The sequence below is a fragment of the Tepidiforma thermophila genome, assembly GCF_002563855.1.
In the GTDB taxonomy this organism is placed as follows: Bacteria; Chloroflexota; Dehalococcoidia; order Tepidiformales; family Tepidiformaceae; genus Tepidiforma; species Tepidiforma thermophila.
This window is the reverse complement of the sequence record NZ_PDJQ01000001.1, coordinates 1475000-1489840: the sequence shown is the minus strand read 5'-3', so window position 1 is coordinate 1489840 and position 14841 is coordinate 1475000. Positions and strand designations below refer to the sequence as shown.

General features: G+C 68.5%; 15 protein-coding genes and 1 pseudogene. 13 read left to right on the top strand and 3 right to left on the bottom strand.

The genetic code is table 11. The features are described from left to right. The first annotated feature begins 23 nt into the window (after window positions 1-23). Window positions 24-1256, top strand: coding sequence for an acyl-CoA dehydrogenase family protein (locus tag A9A59_RS07220; protein ID WP_098503640.1), 1233 nt, complete (start codon window positions 24-26; stop codon window positions 1254-1256). A gap of 9 nt (window positions 1257-1265) precedes the next feature. Here the strand turns inward: A9A59_RS07220 and A9A59_RS14080 are convergent, their stop codons facing one another. Genes A9A59_RS14080 through A9A59_RS07205 form a run of 3 tightly spaced genes read right to left on the bottom strand, consistent with a single transcriptional unit; the run spans window position 1266 to window position 4295 of the window. Next, entirely contained in the window at window positions 1266-2138 is an 873-nt protein-coding gene (locus A9A59_RS14080; protein WP_098503639.1) for a hypothetical protein, read from the bottom strand. Between the two features lie 40 nt (window positions 2139-2178). Continuing rightward, complete coding sequence (locus tag A9A59_RS07210; RefSeq protein ID WP_098503638.1) at window positions 2179-3588, bottom strand: recombinase family protein; 1410 nt, start codon at window positions 3586-3588, stop codon at window positions 2179-2181. A gap of 8 nt (window positions 3589-3596) precedes the next feature. Next, the gene (locus A9A59_RS07205) at window positions 3597-4295 is read right to left on the bottom strand and encodes a zinc ribbon domain-containing protein (protein ID WP_098503637.1); all 699 of its coding nucleotides are present in this window, start codon (window positions 4293-4295) and stop codon (window positions 3597-3599) included. Between the two features lie 206 nt (window positions 4296-4501). On the opposite strand from A9A59_RS07205, the gene A9A59_RS07200 reads away from it, so the two are divergent. The 12 genes and pseudogenes from A9A59_RS07200 to A9A59_RS07145 all read left to right on the top strand — a co-directional run bounded on the left by A9A59_RS07200 (window position 4502) and on the right by A9A59_RS07145 (window position 14826). Then, window positions 4502-5008, top strand: a complete 507-nt coding sequence (locus tag A9A59_RS07200) for a YceD family protein (RefSeq protein WP_165772563.1) — start codon at window positions 4502-4504, stop codon at window positions 5006-5008. A gap of 20 nt (window positions 5009-5028) precedes the next feature. Further along, window positions 5029-5223 (top strand): 50S ribosomal protein L32, encoded by a 195-nt coding sequence (gene rpmF, locus A9A59_RS14450; protein WP_098503635.1) that lies wholly within the window; start codon window positions 5029-5031, stop codon window positions 5221-5223. 68 nt (window positions 5224-5291) lie between these two features. Further along, the gene (fabD, locus tag A9A59_RS07190; protein ID WP_423242390.1) at window positions 5292-6203 is read left to right on the top strand and encodes an ACP S-malonyltransferase; all 912 of its coding nucleotides are present in this window, start codon (window positions 5292-5294) and stop codon (window positions 6201-6203) included. Continuing rightward, complete coding sequence (fabG, locus tag A9A59_RS07185) at window positions 6196-6945, top strand: 3-oxoacyl-[acyl-carrier-protein] reductase (RefSeq protein ID WP_098503633.1); 750 nt, start codon at window positions 6196-6198, stop codon at window positions 6943-6945. Before fabD ends, fabG begins: the two co-directional genes overlap by 8 nt. Continuing rightward, window positions 6942-7445: a transcription antitermination factor NusB gene (gene nusB / locus A9A59_RS07180; RefSeq protein WP_098503632.1), complete on the top strand. Its 504-nt coding sequence runs from the start codon at window positions 6942-6944 to the stop codon at window positions 7443-7445. Before fabG ends, nusB begins: the two co-directional genes overlap by 4 nt. A 26-nt stretch (window positions 7446-7471) precedes the next feature. Further along, a complete protein-coding gene (gene acpP / locus A9A59_RS07175) occupies window positions 7472-7732 on the top strand; it encodes an acyl carrier protein (protein WP_098503631.1) in 261 nt (86 codons plus the stop codon). A gap of 47 nt (window positions 7733-7779) precedes the next feature. After that, complete coding sequence (tatB, locus tag A9A59_RS07170) at window positions 7780-8190, top strand: Sec-independent protein translocase protein TatB (RefSeq protein ID WP_098503630.1); 411 nt, start codon at window positions 7780-7782, stop codon at window positions 8188-8190. 6 nt (window positions 8191-8196) lie between these two features. Next, entirely contained in the window at window positions 8197-9003 is an 807-nt protein-coding gene (gene tatC / locus A9A59_RS07165) for a twin-arginine translocase subunit TatC (protein ID WP_098503629.1), read from the top strand. Beyond that, the gene (locus tag A9A59_RS07160; protein ID WP_098504830.1) at window positions 9000-9809 is read left to right on the top strand and encodes a sulfite exporter TauE/SafE family protein; all 810 of its coding nucleotides are present in this window, start codon (window positions 9000-9002) and stop codon (window positions 9807-9809) included. Before tatC ends, A9A59_RS07160 begins: the two co-directional genes overlap by 4 nt. Further along, a pseudogene (locus tag A9A59_RS07155) lies at window positions 9806-10384 on the top strand (uracil-DNA glycosylase family protein); the annotation flags it as partial. The gene A9A59_RS07160 and the pseudogene A9A59_RS07155, both read left to right, overlap by 4 nt. A gap of 227 nt (window positions 10385-10611) precedes the next feature. Then, window positions 10612-12270 carry a ribonuclease J gene (locus A9A59_RS07150; protein ID WP_098503628.1) on the top strand — a complete coding sequence of 553 codons (1659 nt, stop codon included), beginning with the start codon at window positions 10612-10614 and terminating at the stop codon, window positions 12268-12270. 75 nt (window positions 12271-12345) lie between these two features. Further along, window positions 12346-14826, top strand: a complete 2481-nt coding sequence (locus tag A9A59_RS07145; RefSeq protein ID WP_165772562.1) for a DNA translocase FtsK — start codon at window positions 12346-12348, stop codon at window positions 14824-14826. Window positions 14827-14841: the final 15 nt, after the last annotated feature.

Sequence of the window (14841 nt, the reverse complement as noted above, 5' to 3'; positions counted from 1 at the left end):
ACTAAGGGGGCAGGTGCAGCGCGATGGCCGTTGATTTCGAGATACCAGAAGACGCCAAGGCGATCCGCCAGAAGGTGCGGGAGTTCGTGCACAGCGAGTGCATCCCTGCGGAGAAGCGGCTCCTCGATGGGGAGCCATATAAGGAGGTGCTGGCGGAGCTGCGCCAGAAAGCGCGGGCTCAGGGGTTGTGGTGCCCATTCATCCCGAAGGAGTGGGGCGGGATGGGGCTGGGGCCGCTGGCGAACGCGCTGGTGCAGATGGAGCTTGGCGAGAGCTACCTTGGCGCGCTGGCGCTGAACACGCAGGGTCCCGATGACGCGACGATGCTGACCATCCTCACCTACGGCACGGACTACCAGAAGGAGAAGTTCCTGAAGCCGCTGCTGAACGGTGAGAAGCGGGTGTGTTATTCGATGACGGAGCGGGCGGCCGGTTCCGATGCGACCGGGATGAAGACGACCGCCGTCCGCGACGGCGACAACTGGATTCTTAACGGCGAAAAGTGGTTTTCGAGCGCGGCGAGCGTGGCCGACATCGCGGTGGTGATGGCGAAGACGGACCCGGATGCGCCGCGGCATCAGCAGTTCAGCACATTCATCGTGGAGCTGCCGAACCCGGGCTACCGGATCATCCGCGACATCCCGACGATGGCGGTCGAGGGTCCACTGACGCACATCCTCGGCGGCGGGCACGCCGAAGTGAAGATCGAAAACCTCGTGGTGCCGCATGAGAACCTGCTCGGCGGGCAAGGGAACGGCTTTACTATGGGGCAGCACCGGCTGGCGTACGGGCGGCTCCGCCACGGGATGCACAACGTGGCGATGGCGCAGCGCGCGCTCGACATGGCGGTGGCGCACGTGACCCAGCGCGAAACGTTTGGGCGGCTGCTGGCCGACCGGCAGGGGGTGCAGTGGATGCTGGCGGATTGCGCGAGCGAGCTGTACATCGCGCGGCTGATGCTCCTCCACATCGCCTACAAGGCGGAGAAGGGGCTGGACATCCGGCACGAGAACGGCATCGCCAAGGTGTTCCTGGCGAATATGGTGCACAAGGTGGTCGACACGGCGATCCAGCTGCATGGGGCGCTCGGGTACAGCCTCGATACGCCGCTGGCACGCTGGTATACGTCGATCCGCTCGCAGCGGCTGGTCGACGGGCCGGACGAGGTGCACCGCTGGACGACGGGGCGGAACGTGATCAAGGCGTACCGCGAGCACGGGACGACGGCACCGGCCTGCGGGGGTGACCTGCTGTAGCCTGCCCGATCAGGGGGCGCCGAGCCGCTCGAGGAGGCCCTCGACCTGGACACCGGTGATGGGGCGGACGACTCGCCCTGCGCCGGTCCAGTAGGGCCACTTCCAGTCGCCGGTGGCGCGGGGCTGCTGGACCGGGAAGAGCAGGGGGCGGTCTTTGCTGGCGAGCATGAGGTGGTAGTGCTCGCCGAGGGGGACCGTTTCATTGACCAGCCCAACCCAGCAGGTCATGTCGCCGCCGGGGAGGGCGAAGGTGGTCCCGAAGTAGCGGTAGTGGCCGCCGACTGGCCGGGAGGCGCTCGCCACGTAGCGGACGGCGGGGCCGAAGCGCATGCGGAGGGCGGCACCGATGAGGGCGTGGAGGCGATTCGTGGTGAGCGCCTCATCGAGGGGGACTTCGCCGAGGCCCAGGATGTCTTCGAGGATGAACTGGCGGAACTGGGCTGCGATGGGGTCGGGGTCGCCTTCGAGGGCTTCGACGACCTCGTACCAGGTAACGGCTGCCCAGGGCGGGGGTACGTCATCGCGAGGGAGCCCGAGCATGACAAAGGCAGGCGGCGCGGACCACTCGCGGGCGACGGCTTCCATGGCCGGGAGCTGGGATTCGTCGGCGCCGGGCTCGACCTGCACCTCGACGACGACGCGGCGGCCGCCTTCGTAGGTGAGGAGGAGGTCGGCGATGCCGGCATCGGCGAGGCGGGGCTGGACTTCGACGAGGGCCAGGGGCTCGCCGCCGACCCCCGCGGCCTGGGCGAACAGGGCGTTCAGCATCCGGTGGCCGCCCCGGAGAAAGTAGGCGAGGGCGCTGGTGCAGTAGTTCTCGAAGGGGCTGGCCCTGGACCCCGCACGGTAGGCCGAGAGCATGGTAAAGAGGTTGTCGGACATCAGCTCCAGTATGCACGGCGCGGGGGCGGGCCCGCACCCGTCAGACGCGGCGGTAGACCCGGACGTCGTCGCCGTCGACCTCGATGCGGTCGACGACATCGCGAAGGGCGGCCTGGAGGTCATCGAAGGGGAGGGCGTCCCATTCGCGGAGGAGGCGTTCACGCTGGAGTTCGAGGTGGCGACGGCGCTCGGCTTCTGACTCGTGGGCGTGGATGCGCTCCCGGGCAGCGGAGAGCTCGGCAGTGAGCTGGCGGTGCTCTTCGGCGAGCTCGACGCCGAGGGCCTTCATTCGCTCGATGGAGATGTGGCCGTGGGCCGCATCGGCGACGAGTTCTTCGACCTGCCGGCGGTTGCGTTTGATACGCGACTCGATGCGGTCGAGCTGTGACATCAGTTCGAGGGCGTAGGAATCCACGTTGCCGGCGACGCGGACGCGGGGGCCGGGGTGGTCGTCGCTGGCGAGTTTTTCACGAACGCAGGCCTCGAGGTCGGCGGCGCGGCGGGTGTTGTAGCCGCAGGCGCTCTGGTTCGTGCGGGATTCGCACTGGTAATAGCGGTAGGTGGCGCTGCGGGTATCTCCGGAGCGGGTGAGCCAGGTTTGGCGGCGGCTGACGCCGATCATCTTGTTGCCGCAGCGGGCGCAGAAGACGAGCCCGCTGAGGAGGAAGGGTGTGACGGTGCGCTGGCGTGCGGGGGCGTGGCGGGACTGGAGGCGGTCCTGCACGCGGCGGAAGTCCTCGGGGGAGACGAGCGCGGGGTGGGTGCCGGTGACGGTGGTTCCGAAGCGGGAGTAGTGGCCGAGGTAGGCACGGTTGCGGAGGATGTCGCGGACGGTGACCATGCTCCAGCGGCCGCCGCGGCGGGTTGGGATGTTCTCCTCGTTGAGGCGGCCGGCGATCTTCCGGATGCCGAGGTTCTCCTGCAGGTAGAGGCGGAAGATGTAGCGGACGACCACGGCTTCTTCCGGGACGAGTTCGAGCTTTCTCCGGGGCCCGACGCGGTAGCCGTAGGGCGGGCGGCCCAGGACCTCGCCGCGCACGGCTTTGCGGCGCATGGCGGAACGGACCCGCTCGGAGATGGGCGTGCCTTCGCCACGCTCGGCCCAGGTATCGACGAGCGCCTTGAAGGCGTCGGCGCCATTCGCGGAGAGGAGTACGGCAGCCCCGGCATTTTCGAGCTCGAGAAGGCGGAGGGCGGCGACACCGAGGTCGGGGCCGAGGGCAGAGAGCGCATCGATGACGACCACCGTGAAGGCTTTATCGGGGCGGCCGAGGAAGTCGAGGAGCTGGTCGAAGCCCGCGGTCGAAGCCTCCTCGGGGTCGGCGAAGGTGGCGATGACCTCGTAGCCGGAGCGCTGGCAGAAGTCGAGGAAGGCGCGGTTCTGCTCGCCGATGCTGCGTTTCTGCCCGTTGCGGCGGGCGGTAGCGGAGAAGTAGCCGATGGCCTGCATGGGGCGCCTCAGCCGATGAAGAGGATGCGCTCGCAGTTGGGGCACTGGGCGAGCGTGGCCGGGTCGAACGCTTTGCGGCGAACGCTTTCGGGTATGGCAACCCGGCAACGGGAGCAGGTACCGCCCTGGATGCGGGCGACGGCGCTGCCGCGACGGCGGCGGATTTCGTCGTAGAGGCGGAGCGAGGCGGGGTGGATGCGGGCAGCCTGTTCGGACCGGCGGGCGACGGAGGCTTCGAGGGAAGACGTGAGCTGACGGCGGCGGGATTCGAGGGCGGCGACCTCCTGCTCACGCTCGCGGCGGGCGGCGGCGAGGGCGGCTTCGGCCGCGCGGCGGGCAGCATCGGCGGCTTCAAACTCCTCCATGACGGCCAGCAGCCTGTCTTCGAGCTGGCTCCGCTGTGCCTTGAGGAGTTCGAGCTCGTGCTGGATGGCGGTGAGTTCCTTCGGGTTGCGGACGGAGCCGTCGTAGAGGCGCTTCTCCTCGGGGGCGATTTTGGCGTCGAGGGCGGCGACGTCGGCTTCGAGCGCGCGCTGGGCGCGGCGGAGGTCCTGGTAACGGGCGTCGGCTTCTGCGAATGCGGCCTCAGCGGCGGCGAGGGTTTCGGAATGGGCAAGGCGGACGTCGATATCTGCGATGGCAGCCTCGAGACCGGCGACCTCGTCGTCGATCTCCTGGAGCGTGCAGACGTCGTTGATGAGCGACATGCGGCGGTCCCCCGGGCAGGGCTAACCCTAGCGGCAAAGCCTAGGGGCCGGGGCGGGCGGGCTCAATGGTGATCCGGGGCTTGCGGTCGAATCATCACGTTTGGACCGAACTTATGGCGTATCGGGGGCAGGGCCAGTGCGCGGCATCTACCGGAGCGGTGCGGAATGGGGTTCAATGGATGAGAGTCCACCAGGAGGGGCGGGGGATGCGTTTCAATGTTGCGGGGCTGCTGAAATCCGAGGTTGGGGCGAGCCGGCGGCATGACATTGAGCCGGAGGAGCCGGTTCACCGCGGGACGGTGCTGATCACCCGGGTGCCGCGAGGGGTGCTCGTGCGGTGCGAGGCGGACGTGTTCATCGAGGCGCAGTGCAGCCGCTGCCTGGTGCCGTTCGCGTATCCGGAAACAGTGCGGTTCGAGGAGTTTTACCGGCAGCAGGTCGACCTTGTGGACGGGCACCGAATGGAGATGATCGAAGGGGAGGACGAGGACACGTTCGTCATCGGACTGAACAACGAGGTCGACATTAGCGAGGCGGTCCGGCAATATACGGTGATGGCTGCAGCCATGCAGCCGCTCTGTCGGCCGGACTGTCCGGGGCTGTGCCCCGAGTGCGGGACGGACCTGGGGATGGAGACCTGCCAGTGCGAGCGCGCACCGATCGACCCGCGATGGGCGAGGCTGCTCACACTGCAGACCCGGAAGCATGGGTAACGACCTGAAGGAGAGCCGTTATGCCGCCGCTGCCCAAGCGGAAATACGCAGCTTCGCGCCAGGGGAAGCGCCGCTCGCATCTGAAGCTGAAGATGCCGCACATCATCGACTGTCCTCGGTGCAAGAGTCCCCGGCTGGCGCATCACGCCTGTCCGATCTGCGGGACATACCGGGGCCGGGAAGTGATTCAGCTGCCCGAGCCGGATCTCGACTGACGTTCGGAGCTCCGGCTCTGGAACCGTTCCTGATTTACAGCGACCCGGTTCGCAAGGACCGGGCGTTTGTGTTCCCGGGGCAGGGCGCCCAGGCTGTGGGGATGGGCAAGGACCTGTATGAACAGTTCCCCACGGCGCGCGCGCTGTATGACCGCGCGGACGAGATTCTCGGGTTCCGGCTGAGCCGGCTCTGCTTCGAGGGCCCGGAAGAGGAGCTCCAGCAGACCAAGAACGCGCAGCCGGCGATTGCGGTGACGAGCCTCGCGCTCCTGAAGGTGGCGACCGAGGTAACGCCGCAGCTGCTGGAGCGGCCGGCCTTCGTGGCGGGGCACTCGCTCGGAGAGTACTCGGCGCTGGTGGCGGCCGGTGCGCTGCCGTTCGACGAGGCGGTGCGGCTGCTGCGCATCCGGGGTGAGCTGATGCAGGCCGCCGGCGAGAAGAACCCGGGGACCATGGCGGCGGTGCTCGGCCTCGACCTGACCGACTGCGAGGAGATCTGCCGGGAGGCGGGCGCCGAGGTGTGCAACGTGAATGCGCCGGGGCAGATCGTCATCGGGGGACGGCGCGAGGCGGTGGTGCGCGCGCTGGATTACGCCAAGGCGCGCGGTGCGGTGAAGGTCATCCCCCTCAGCGTGAGCGGGGCGTTCCACAGCTCTCTGATGCGGCCGGCGGCCGACGGGATGGTGCAGCCGGTGGCGACGGCCTCGCTGGCGGACCCGGCTATCCCGGTCGTGCTCAATGTGACGGCGACGCCGACGCAGGACGAGCTTGCGATACGGCACGAGCTGGTGGACCAGGTGTGCCGACCCGTGCAGTGGAGCAAGACGGTGGAGTTCCTGGGTGCGCAGGGGGTCGAAACGTTCATCGAGTTCGGACCGGGGCGCGTGCTGACGGCGATTATCAAGCGGATGCTGAGGAAGTCGACCTGCATCAACGTGAACGACGCGACTTCGGTGCGGGTGCAGCTCCCCGATGGGTGACCTGGACGGCAAAGCGGCGCTGGTGACCGGCGGGAGCCGGGGTATCGGCCGGGCAATCTGCCTGGAGCTGGGGCGCCGGGGCGCCCGGGTCGCGGTGAACTACCGCGCAAACGCCGAGCTGGCAGAGGAGGTGGCGGCCGAGATCCGGGCGATGGGCAGCGAGGCGTTTGCCGTGGGGGGCGATGTCGCGAACGGCGACGACGCGGCAGCGATGGTCAAGGCGACCGTCGAGCGGTTCGGCGGGCTGGACATTCTTGTGAACAACGCGGGCATCACCCGCGACGGGCTGCTGATGCGGATGAGCGACGAGGACTGGGATGCGGTGCACCAGGTGAACCTGCGGGGCGCCTTCCTTGTCACCCGGGCTGCGCTACGGCCGATGCTGCGGGCACGGGGCGGCCGGATCATCAACATCACGAGCGTGGTGGGGGTGATGGGGAACGCGGGCCAGGCGAATTACGCGGCGGCGAAGGCGGGGCTGATCGGCTTTACGCGAGCGCTGGCGCGGGAGGTGGCTTCCCGGGGGATCACCGTGAACGCCGTCGCGCCGGGGTTCATCGAGACGGACATCATCCAGGGCATGAGCGAGCAGGCGGTCGCGTGGGCGAAGTCGCAGATTCCGCTTGGGCGGCTGGCGGGGCCGGAGGAGGTCGCGCCGCTGGTTGCGTTCCTTGCAAGCGACGGGGCTGGCTACATCACGGGGCAGTGCATCCACGTTGATGGCGGTATGGTGATGGCGTGACCGCCAGCCCCTACCGGCTGATTCGACAGCTGGCCATTGAAGCGCTCTACGAAGCTGAGACGTCGGGGCACCCGGCCGAGGCTGCGTTCCGGCGCCGGCTGCGCGAGGAGCGGGAATCGACGCCCTCGCTGCGGGGCGAGGAGTGGGAGAAGCGCGGGCTGGCAGCGATCCGGGGGGTGCTGGGCCTCTTGCCGGAGCTGGACCGGTACATCCAGGAGGCGGCACCGAAGTACCCGGTGAGCACGCTGGCCATCGTTGACCGCAACATCCTGCGGCTTGCAATATGGGAACTCGTCTCGGACAATTCGGCGCCGGTCGCGGCTGTCATCAATGAGGCCGTCGAACTGGCGCACCGGTATGGAGGCGACACCTCGCCGAGCTTCGTGAACGGCGTGTTGCGGACGGTCAGTGAACGGCTGCGCCAGGTCGCTGAGAGCGCTGGCAGCGCCGGGAACCCGGAGCCGGAACGCGCGGCGAAACCTACGGACCCTACCGAGTAAACGTCAACCCAGGAGAGACCAGGACCGTGGCAACCGTATTCGAACGTGTTCGCAAGATTGTCGTCGAGCAACTCGGCGTGGAGGAGGACGAGGTCGTCCCGAGCGCTTCGTTCGTGGATGACCTGAACGCCGACTCGCTGGACCTTGTCGAGCTGATTATGTCGCTCGAGGAGGAGTTCGCGAACGACGTTGCCGGGCTCGAGATCAGCGATGAAGACGCTGAAAAGATCGTGACCGTGCAGGACGCCGTAGACTACTTGAAGGACCACGGGGTCGAAGACAAGTAACAACGCCGGCGCCGGCCGGGGCGCGGGCCGCCCCCGGGGAGGTACGCGTGGAGTTCCTGGGCATCGGCTACCAGGAGTTATTGCTCATTCTGGTCCTGCTGCTGGTGGTAGTGGGGCCTGAGCGGTTGCCGCAGATGGCGTACCAGATCGGGCGGGCGGTGCGGCAGATGCAACTGTACGCGCGGGCCGTGCGGGACGAGTTTCGCGACGAGATCGACTACCTTGACGAACAGTACCGGACGATGCGGGGGGAGATTGCCCTGGCTCAACAGACCCTCCGCGAGGAGCAGGCGAAGCTGAACGAGGGACTGGCAGAGGTCGACGCGACGCTGCGGGCCGCGGAGGCCGAAGCCGGGAGCGCGCTGGCGGCGGCGCCGCGTCCAGAGCCGGACGGGGCAGGGGACCCGCCGGCTGCTGCAGGGCCAGGCGGGGCCGCATCGCCGCCGCTGGTGTTCTGACGCGCCATGGTAGCGGAACCGCTTCGCGACGTTGGCACACCGGCGGCGACAGCCCAGGAGGAGAGCGGCTTCCACGGCGGCCCGGAGATGACGCTGCTGGAGCACCTGAGGGAGCTCCGCTACCGGGTAATGGTCAGCGGGGTGGCGGTGCTGATCGGCGTCATCATCTGCTTCTACTTCTGGGAGACGATCCTGGGGTGGCTGGTTGCCCCGGCGAGGGAGCGGGTGGAGGACTTCCAGGTTTCGAGCTTCTCGCCCACCGACCGGATCGGCATCATCGTGAAGATTGGGCTGTACGGGGGCGTCATCCTCGCCTCCCCGGTCGTGATTTACCAGCTGCTGGCGTTCATCATCCCCGGCCTGACTCCGAAGGAGCGGCGGATCCTGCTCCCGGGCATCATCGGTGGGGCGGGGTTCCTGCTCGCGGGGATGGCGTTCGCGTACTGGGTGATCCTGCCGGCTTCGCTGGGATTCCTGCTCGAGCTGGGGAGCGACGAGATTGCGAACGTTATCGGCATTCGGCAGTACGTGGACTTTGTGACGCGCATCGTGTTCTGGGTCGGGATCTCGTTCGAGCTGCCGATGGTGCTGGCGATTGCCGCGAAGCTGGGCCTGGTGCGGGCGCGTCAGCTGCTCGGGTTCTGGCGGTACGCGGTGATCGTGGTGTTTATCATCGCTGCCATTGTGACGCCGACTCCCGACCCGATTACGCAGACGTTCGTGGCCGGCCCGCTGCTCGGGCTGTACTTCATCGGCATTCTCCTGGCATGGGCGGTGCAGCCGAAACAGAGGCCGGCAGGGCTGCCGCGATGAGCCGGCGCGCCCGGTGGTCGGCCCTGGCCGGGTTTTCGGGCGGCGTGCTGAGCGGGCTGCTCGGGGGCGGCGGCGGCGCGGTGATGGTGCCGCTGATGACCGGTCCGCTGCGGATGCGCCAGCACGTTGCCCATGGGACATCGCTGGCGGTGATCACGGTGACGGCGGCTGTGGCGGCGGTGCTGTACGGGCTGGCGGGGCACTTCGACTGGCTGCTCTTTGCCGGGCTCACGGCGGGTGCGGTGACCGGGGCGGTCGCCGGGGCGCGGCTGGCCCTGCGTATCCCGGCGCTGCGGCTCCGGCAGGCGTTCGGGGTGTTCCTGCTTGCGGTTTCGCTGCGGATGCTGCTGTTCGCGCCGGCGGGCGGGTGGCTTGAGCCGGGGCCATTCGCCGAGTTCGGCCTGGCGGGGGCGATTGGGCTGAGCGGCGGGCTCGCGAGCGGTGCGCTGGGAGTCGGCGGCGGCGCGATTTTCGTGCCGGCGATGGTGCTTGTGCTGGGTACCGAACAGCATGAGGCGCAGGGAATCTCTCTGGTTGTGATTGTTGTCGCCTCGACGATGGCCGCGCTGACGCATTACCGGCAGGGGACCGTCGACACCGAGGCAGCGCGGTGGCTCCTGCCCACGGCGATCCCGGGGGCGGTTGCAGGGGCGGGGCTCGCAACCATGCTCAGCGGGCGCGGCCTGCAGGTGGTGTTCGCGGTGGTGCTTTCGGCGATCGGCGTGCAGATGCTGACGACGGCGACGCGGCGCCTGCGGGCGGCCGGGGGCACAGCGGGGGTGGCGCCGGAGGGAGCGCGGCCGTGATTTCAAAGGAGGAGCGCGCTGCGGAGCTGTACGAGGTCATCCGGGCGTGCCGCCTGTGCGCGCTCGCGGAGACGCGGACGCACGCGGTGCCGGGGGAGGGGCCGCTCGATGCGGAGGTGATGTGCATCGGGGAGGCGCCGGGCCTGAACGAGGACCGGCAGGGCCGTCCGTTCGTCGGGGCGGCCGGGCAGTTCCTGACCGAGCTGCTCGCTGAGGCGGGGCTCCGCCGCGACGAGGTGTACATCTGCAACGTGCTGAAATGCCGGCCGCCGGGGAACCGCGACCCTCTGCCGGGGGAGATTGCGGCGTGCGCGGAGTACCTCGACCTGCAGATTGACCTGGTGGACCCGCTGGTGATCGTGACGCTGGGGCGCTTTTCGATGGCGCGGTGGTTCCCGCAGCAGACGATTTCGCGGATTCACGGGAAACCGAAGGTGGTGGACGGCCGGTATATCGTGCCGATGTACCACCCGGCGGCAGCGCTGCACCAGGGGGCACTGCGGCAGGTGCTTGTGGAGGACTTCCGCAACCTCCGCGGGGTCATTGCGCGGGCGCGGCGCGGGGAATTCCAGGATGCGGGTGCCCCCGCCGCCGTTTCCGCGGCGCCGGAGCCACGGGAGGCTCCGGGGCCCGGGCCCGGTACACGGGCTGACGGGCCAGCGGCTTCGCCAACGGCCGTTGCGGCGCCGGAACAGCAGGGCCGTACTTCGGATGCACGCCGACCGGCTGAGGCACGGCGGCCGGACCGGGAAGCCCCCGCGCCCGAAGAGCCACGTCAAATCTCATTTTTCGATCAGGACTTATGACTTCCAAGACGACACTTCGCGTGATTCCGCTGGGCGGCCTCGGAGAGATTGGCCGCAACATGATGCTGCTCGAGTACGGGGACGACATCATCGTCATCGACGTCGGGCTGATGTTCCCGGAAGAGGAGATGCTCGGCGTCGACCTCGTCATCCCGGATTTCACCTACCTGCGGGAGCGGCGGGAGAAGGTCCGGGCGGTGTTCCTCACCCACGGGCACGAGGACCACGTGGGCGCGCTGCCCTATTTCCTGCGGGAGTTCGACGTGCCGGTGTACAGCACGCGGCTAACCGACGGGCTCATCCGGGTGAAGCTGCAGGAGCACCGGCTCCTCCAGAAGGCGAAGACACACGTGGTCGAACCGGGGCAGGTGATCGAGGCCGGCGTCTTCCGGGTGGAGTTCTTTACGGTGGCTCACTCCATCCCCGATGCCTGCGGACTGATTATCCAGACGCCGCTCGGGCCGGTAGTGCACACGGGGGACTTCAAGCTCGACCACACGCCGGTGATGGACCAGCACACCGACCTCATCCGCCTCGCCCAGGTCGGCGCGGAGGGCTGTCTGCTGCTGATGGCGGACTCGACCTACGCGGAAGTCGATGGGTACACCCCGAGCGAACAGCTGGTCGGCGAGGCGCTGAAGCAGATCATGGTGAACGCGCCGGGCCGGGTGATCGTCGCGACATTCGCGTCGCTGATTTCGCGGGTGCAGCAGGTGATTGATGCGGCGGTCTTCACGGGGCGGAAGGTGTTCGTGACGGGCCGCTCGATGATCGACAACGTGGCGATGGCGCGGCAGCTCGGGTATCTGCAGGCGCCGGAGGGGACCATTGTCGGGGTGGAGGAGATGCGCAACACCCCGCCCGCGAAGCTGGTGGTGATCACGACCGGGAGCCAGGGCGAGCCGACGAGCGCTTTGACGAAGATGGCGAACGGCGACCACCGGCACATCCAGATTGTGAAGGGCGATACGGTGGTGCTTTCGGCCTCGCCGATCCCGGGGAACGAGCAGGCGGTCTACCGGAACGTGGACAACCTGTTCAGACTGGGCGCGGACGTGCTCTATAACCGGGTTTCGAATATCCATGTCCGCGGGCATGCCAGCCGGGAGGAGCTGAAGATTATCCAGGGGCTGCTGCAGCCGGAGTACTTCGTACCGATTCATGGGGAGTACCGGCACCTGGTGGTGCATGCGCGGCTGGCCGAGTCGGTTGGTGTGCCCCAGGGGAACGCGTTCGTGCTGACCGACGGGGATGTGCTTGAGATCGACGAGGAGGCGGCATGGCTCGGCGAACGGGTGCCGGCAAGCTACGTGTATGTCGACGGGCTCGGCATCGGCGATGTCGACCAGCACATCCTGCGCGACCGTGCGCATCTTTCGACCGACGGCGTGGTGGTGGTGATTGTGACGGTTGAGAAGCAGACCGGGGCGCTGGATCGGCCGGCGGAGATTCTGGCCCGCGGATTCCTGGACCTTGAGGAGCGGGAGGACCTTGCCGAGCGCACCCGGGAGGTGGTGGCAAAGGCGCTGCAGGGTGCCGAGCACTACGCGGAGTTCGGGGACATCAATACGCGGATCCGGGACGCGGTCAGCAAGTTCCTCTATGATGAGACGCGCAGGCGCCCCATGGTGCTGACTGTGACAGTCGAGGTCTAGGTCGGCACACTACCCCGGGCGCCAGGGCCGGGACCAGCGGGGGGTTTTCGGCCGGCAGCTGAGGAGTGCAGGTCGATGGCGGCACGCACGACGAAGAGCCGGGCCCGCCCTGTGCGCTCCCCCTCCCGGCGGAGCGGGCGCGGTGCTGCGCGGACACGGACCGGTTCGATTGCACTGATTCGCCGCTGGTGGAAGGCCGCCGCGGGAGCCACGGCCACTGCCGGGTTCGCGGTTTGGGTGGCCTTGTTCGATGGCGCGGCGGCGCTGGAGCGCGCCCGCGATGAGGTCCTCCGGGTGATCGGCTTCGGCATGCTCGTGCTCGCCGGCTGGGCGGTGTACGGTGCGGCTGCCAGCTGGCGGGGGTGGTATCTCGACAGGCGGCTTTTTGCACGGAGAACCGCAGGGGCGGCCGCCCTCGGGCTGTTCGTTTGGGGGCTGCTCGGGCTGAACGAGGCGCGCTGGGCGGTAGGGACGGTGGACTTCTCGGAGGTCAGCCTCGGCGGCCGGTTCGGGCAGGCGCTGGTGGCCGGGCTGCTGGGCAAGGTGGCCTGGGTGAGCCTGTTTGTCATCGCTGCGGTGCTGCTGGCGCCGGGCCCGAGCCGCTGGGTGGCTGTGCATGTGCCGCTCTGGCTCCAGGAGGCGTGGGAGCGGCGGCTGCCGCACCGGGCTGCGGCCGCTGTCGGGAGGTGGATTGCATTCATTTTCCGGAGGCCGGAGCGCGAGGAGGAGATTGTCATCGGCGCCGGGGAGTTTGTGCCAGCGCAGGCAGCCGGTCCGCCGCTGGAGGCGCCGCCTGTCGTCTTCCGGCCGCGGATCGAGCCCGGGGCGCCGGCTTCGACAGTCGGCACGGGCGCGGCTGCGGCGTTTACGACGGTGCCGGCCGAGGCGCCCGCGCCGCCGGAGCCTGAGCCGGAAGCCGAGGAATTGCCTTCCGCCTTCGCGCAGGATGCGGCGGGCAGCCCGGCCGAGCCGGAGCCGGAAGAACCGGAGCAGCTCGGGCTGCCGCTGGAGACGCGAAGCGGGTGGCACCTCCCGGCGATGGAGCTGCTGAATCCGCCGCAGCCGAGCGCCAGCCGGCGTCACGACAATGCCGCCCGGGCGCAGCTGATCGTCGACACGCTGGCGAGCTTCGGGGTGGACGCGACGGTGGTGGAGATCAACGAGGGGCCGACGGTGACGCAGTTCGGGGTGGAGCCGGGCTGGGAGGTCCGCTACAAGGAGGTTCCGCTGCGGGACGAGAACGGGAAGCCGATTGTGGGGCCCGACGGGCGGCCGAAGACCGAGCGGGTGGAGGTTTCGCGGACGCGGGTGCGGGTGAACAAAATCACGGCGCTGCAGAACGACCTCGCACTGGCCCTGGCGGCGCCGAGCCTGCGGATCGAGGCGCCGGTGCCGGGGCGGGCGATTGTGGGGATCGAGGTACCGAACGACAGCGCGACCGTTGTGACACTGCGTTCGGTGATGGAGACGAAGGAGTTTGCGGAGCTGGCGCGGAAGTCGAAGCTGGCGATTGCGCTGGGGAAGGGCGTGGCAGGCGCGCCAGTGGTGGCGGACCTCGCGACGATGCCGCATCTGCTGATTGCCGGGGCCACGGGCTCGGGCAAGAGCGTCTGCATGAACGCGATCATCGCCTGCATCATGATGAACGCGACGCCGGACGATGTGCGGTTTGTGATGGTGGACCCGAAGCGGGTGGAGCTGGTGGGGTACTCCGGCATCCCGCACATGGCGTTCAGCGAAGTGATCGTGGACATGGACAAGGTGGTGGGCGTGCTGCAGGCGGTGGTGGGGGAGATGGAGGCGCGGTACAAGAAGTTCGCCGAGCTGGGCGTGCGGAACATCGAGGGGTACAACAAGCATCCCCGGACGCTGAAGAAGCTGCCGTACTGGGTGGTCATCATCGACGAGCTGGCCGACCTGATGATGGCCGCGCCATTCGAGGTGGAGAAGCTGATTTGCCGGCTTGCGCAGCTCGCGCGGGCGACAGGCATCCATTTGATCGTCGCGACGCAGCGGCCGTCGGTGGATGTTGTGACGGGGCTCATCAAGGCGAATTTCCCGACGCGGATTGCGTTTGCGGTCACGTCGCAGACCGACTCGCGGACGATTCTCGACATGGGCGGAGCGGAGAAGCTGCTGGGGCGGGGCGACATGCTCTACCTGCCGCGCGATGCCGGGAAGCCGATCCGGATCCAGGGTGTGTACCTCTCCGACGCGGAGGTCGAGCGGCTGGTGACGTTCTGGAAGGACGACCGCTTCCGGTCGCTGGCGCCGGAGACGGCAGATGCGCTGCTGGAGGAGGCGCTCGCGGCCCAGAACGGCGGCGAGGCGAACATCGAGGTCGAGGAGGACGACCCGTTGGTCATCCAGGCGCGCGCCCTTGCGGAGAAGCACCAGCGCATCTCGCCGGCGTTGCTGCAGCGGCGTCTCCGGGTGGGATACCTGAAGGCCGCGAAGATTTTGGAGCTGCTCGAGGCGGAAGGCGTTGTCGGGCCGCGGGAGGAGGGCGACTCGCGCCGGGTACTTGCCCGGGCGGGCACGGACGACGATGGCTGATAGACTGGAGCGAGC

Bases quoted from the DNA above. Each gene is read 5' to 3' on its own strand.
- A9A59_RS14080 (WP_098503639.1), bottom strand. From the start codon at position 2,138: ATGTCCGACAACCTCTTTACCATGCTCTCGGCCTACCGTGCGGGGTCC.
- A9A59_RS07210 (WP_098503638.1), bottom strand. From the start codon at position 3,588: ATGCAGGCCATCGGCTACTTCTCCGCTACCGCCCGCCGCAACGGGCAG.
- A9A59_RS07150 (WP_098503628.1), top strand. From the start codon at position 10,612: ATGACTTCCAAGACGACACTTCGCGTGATTCCGCTGGGCGGCCTCGGA.
- A9A59_RS07200 (WP_165772563.1), top strand. From the start codon at position 4,502: ATGCGTTTCAATGTTGCGGGGCTGCTGAAATCCGAGGTTGGGGCGAGC.
- A9A59_RS07205 (WP_098503637.1), bottom strand. From the start codon at position 4,295: ATGTCGCTCATCAACGACGTCTGCACGCTCCAGGAGATCGACGACGAG.
- rpmF (WP_098503635.1), top strand. From the start codon at position 5,029: ATGCCGCCGCTGCCCAAGCGGAAATACGCAGCTTCGCGCCAGGGGAAG.
- A9A59_RS07160 (WP_098504830.1), top strand. From the start codon at position 9,000: ATGAGCCGGCGCGCCCGGTGGTCGGCCCTGGCCGGGTTTTCGGGCGGC.
- fabG (WP_098503633.1), top strand. From the start codon at position 6,196: ATGGGTGACCTGGACGGCAAAGCGGCGCTGGTGACCGGCGGGAGCCGG.
- A9A59_RS07220 (WP_098503640.1), top strand. From the start codon at position 24: ATGGCCGTTGATTTCGAGATACCAGAAGACGCCAAGGCGATCCGCCAG.
- A9A59_RS07145 (WP_165772562.1), top strand. From the start codon at position 12,346: ATGGCGGCACGCACGACGAAGAGCCGGGCCCGCCCTGTGCGCTCCCCC.
- tatC (WP_098503629.1), top strand. From the start codon at position 8,197: ATGGTAGCGGAACCGCTTCGCGACGTTGGCACACCGGCGGCGACAGCC.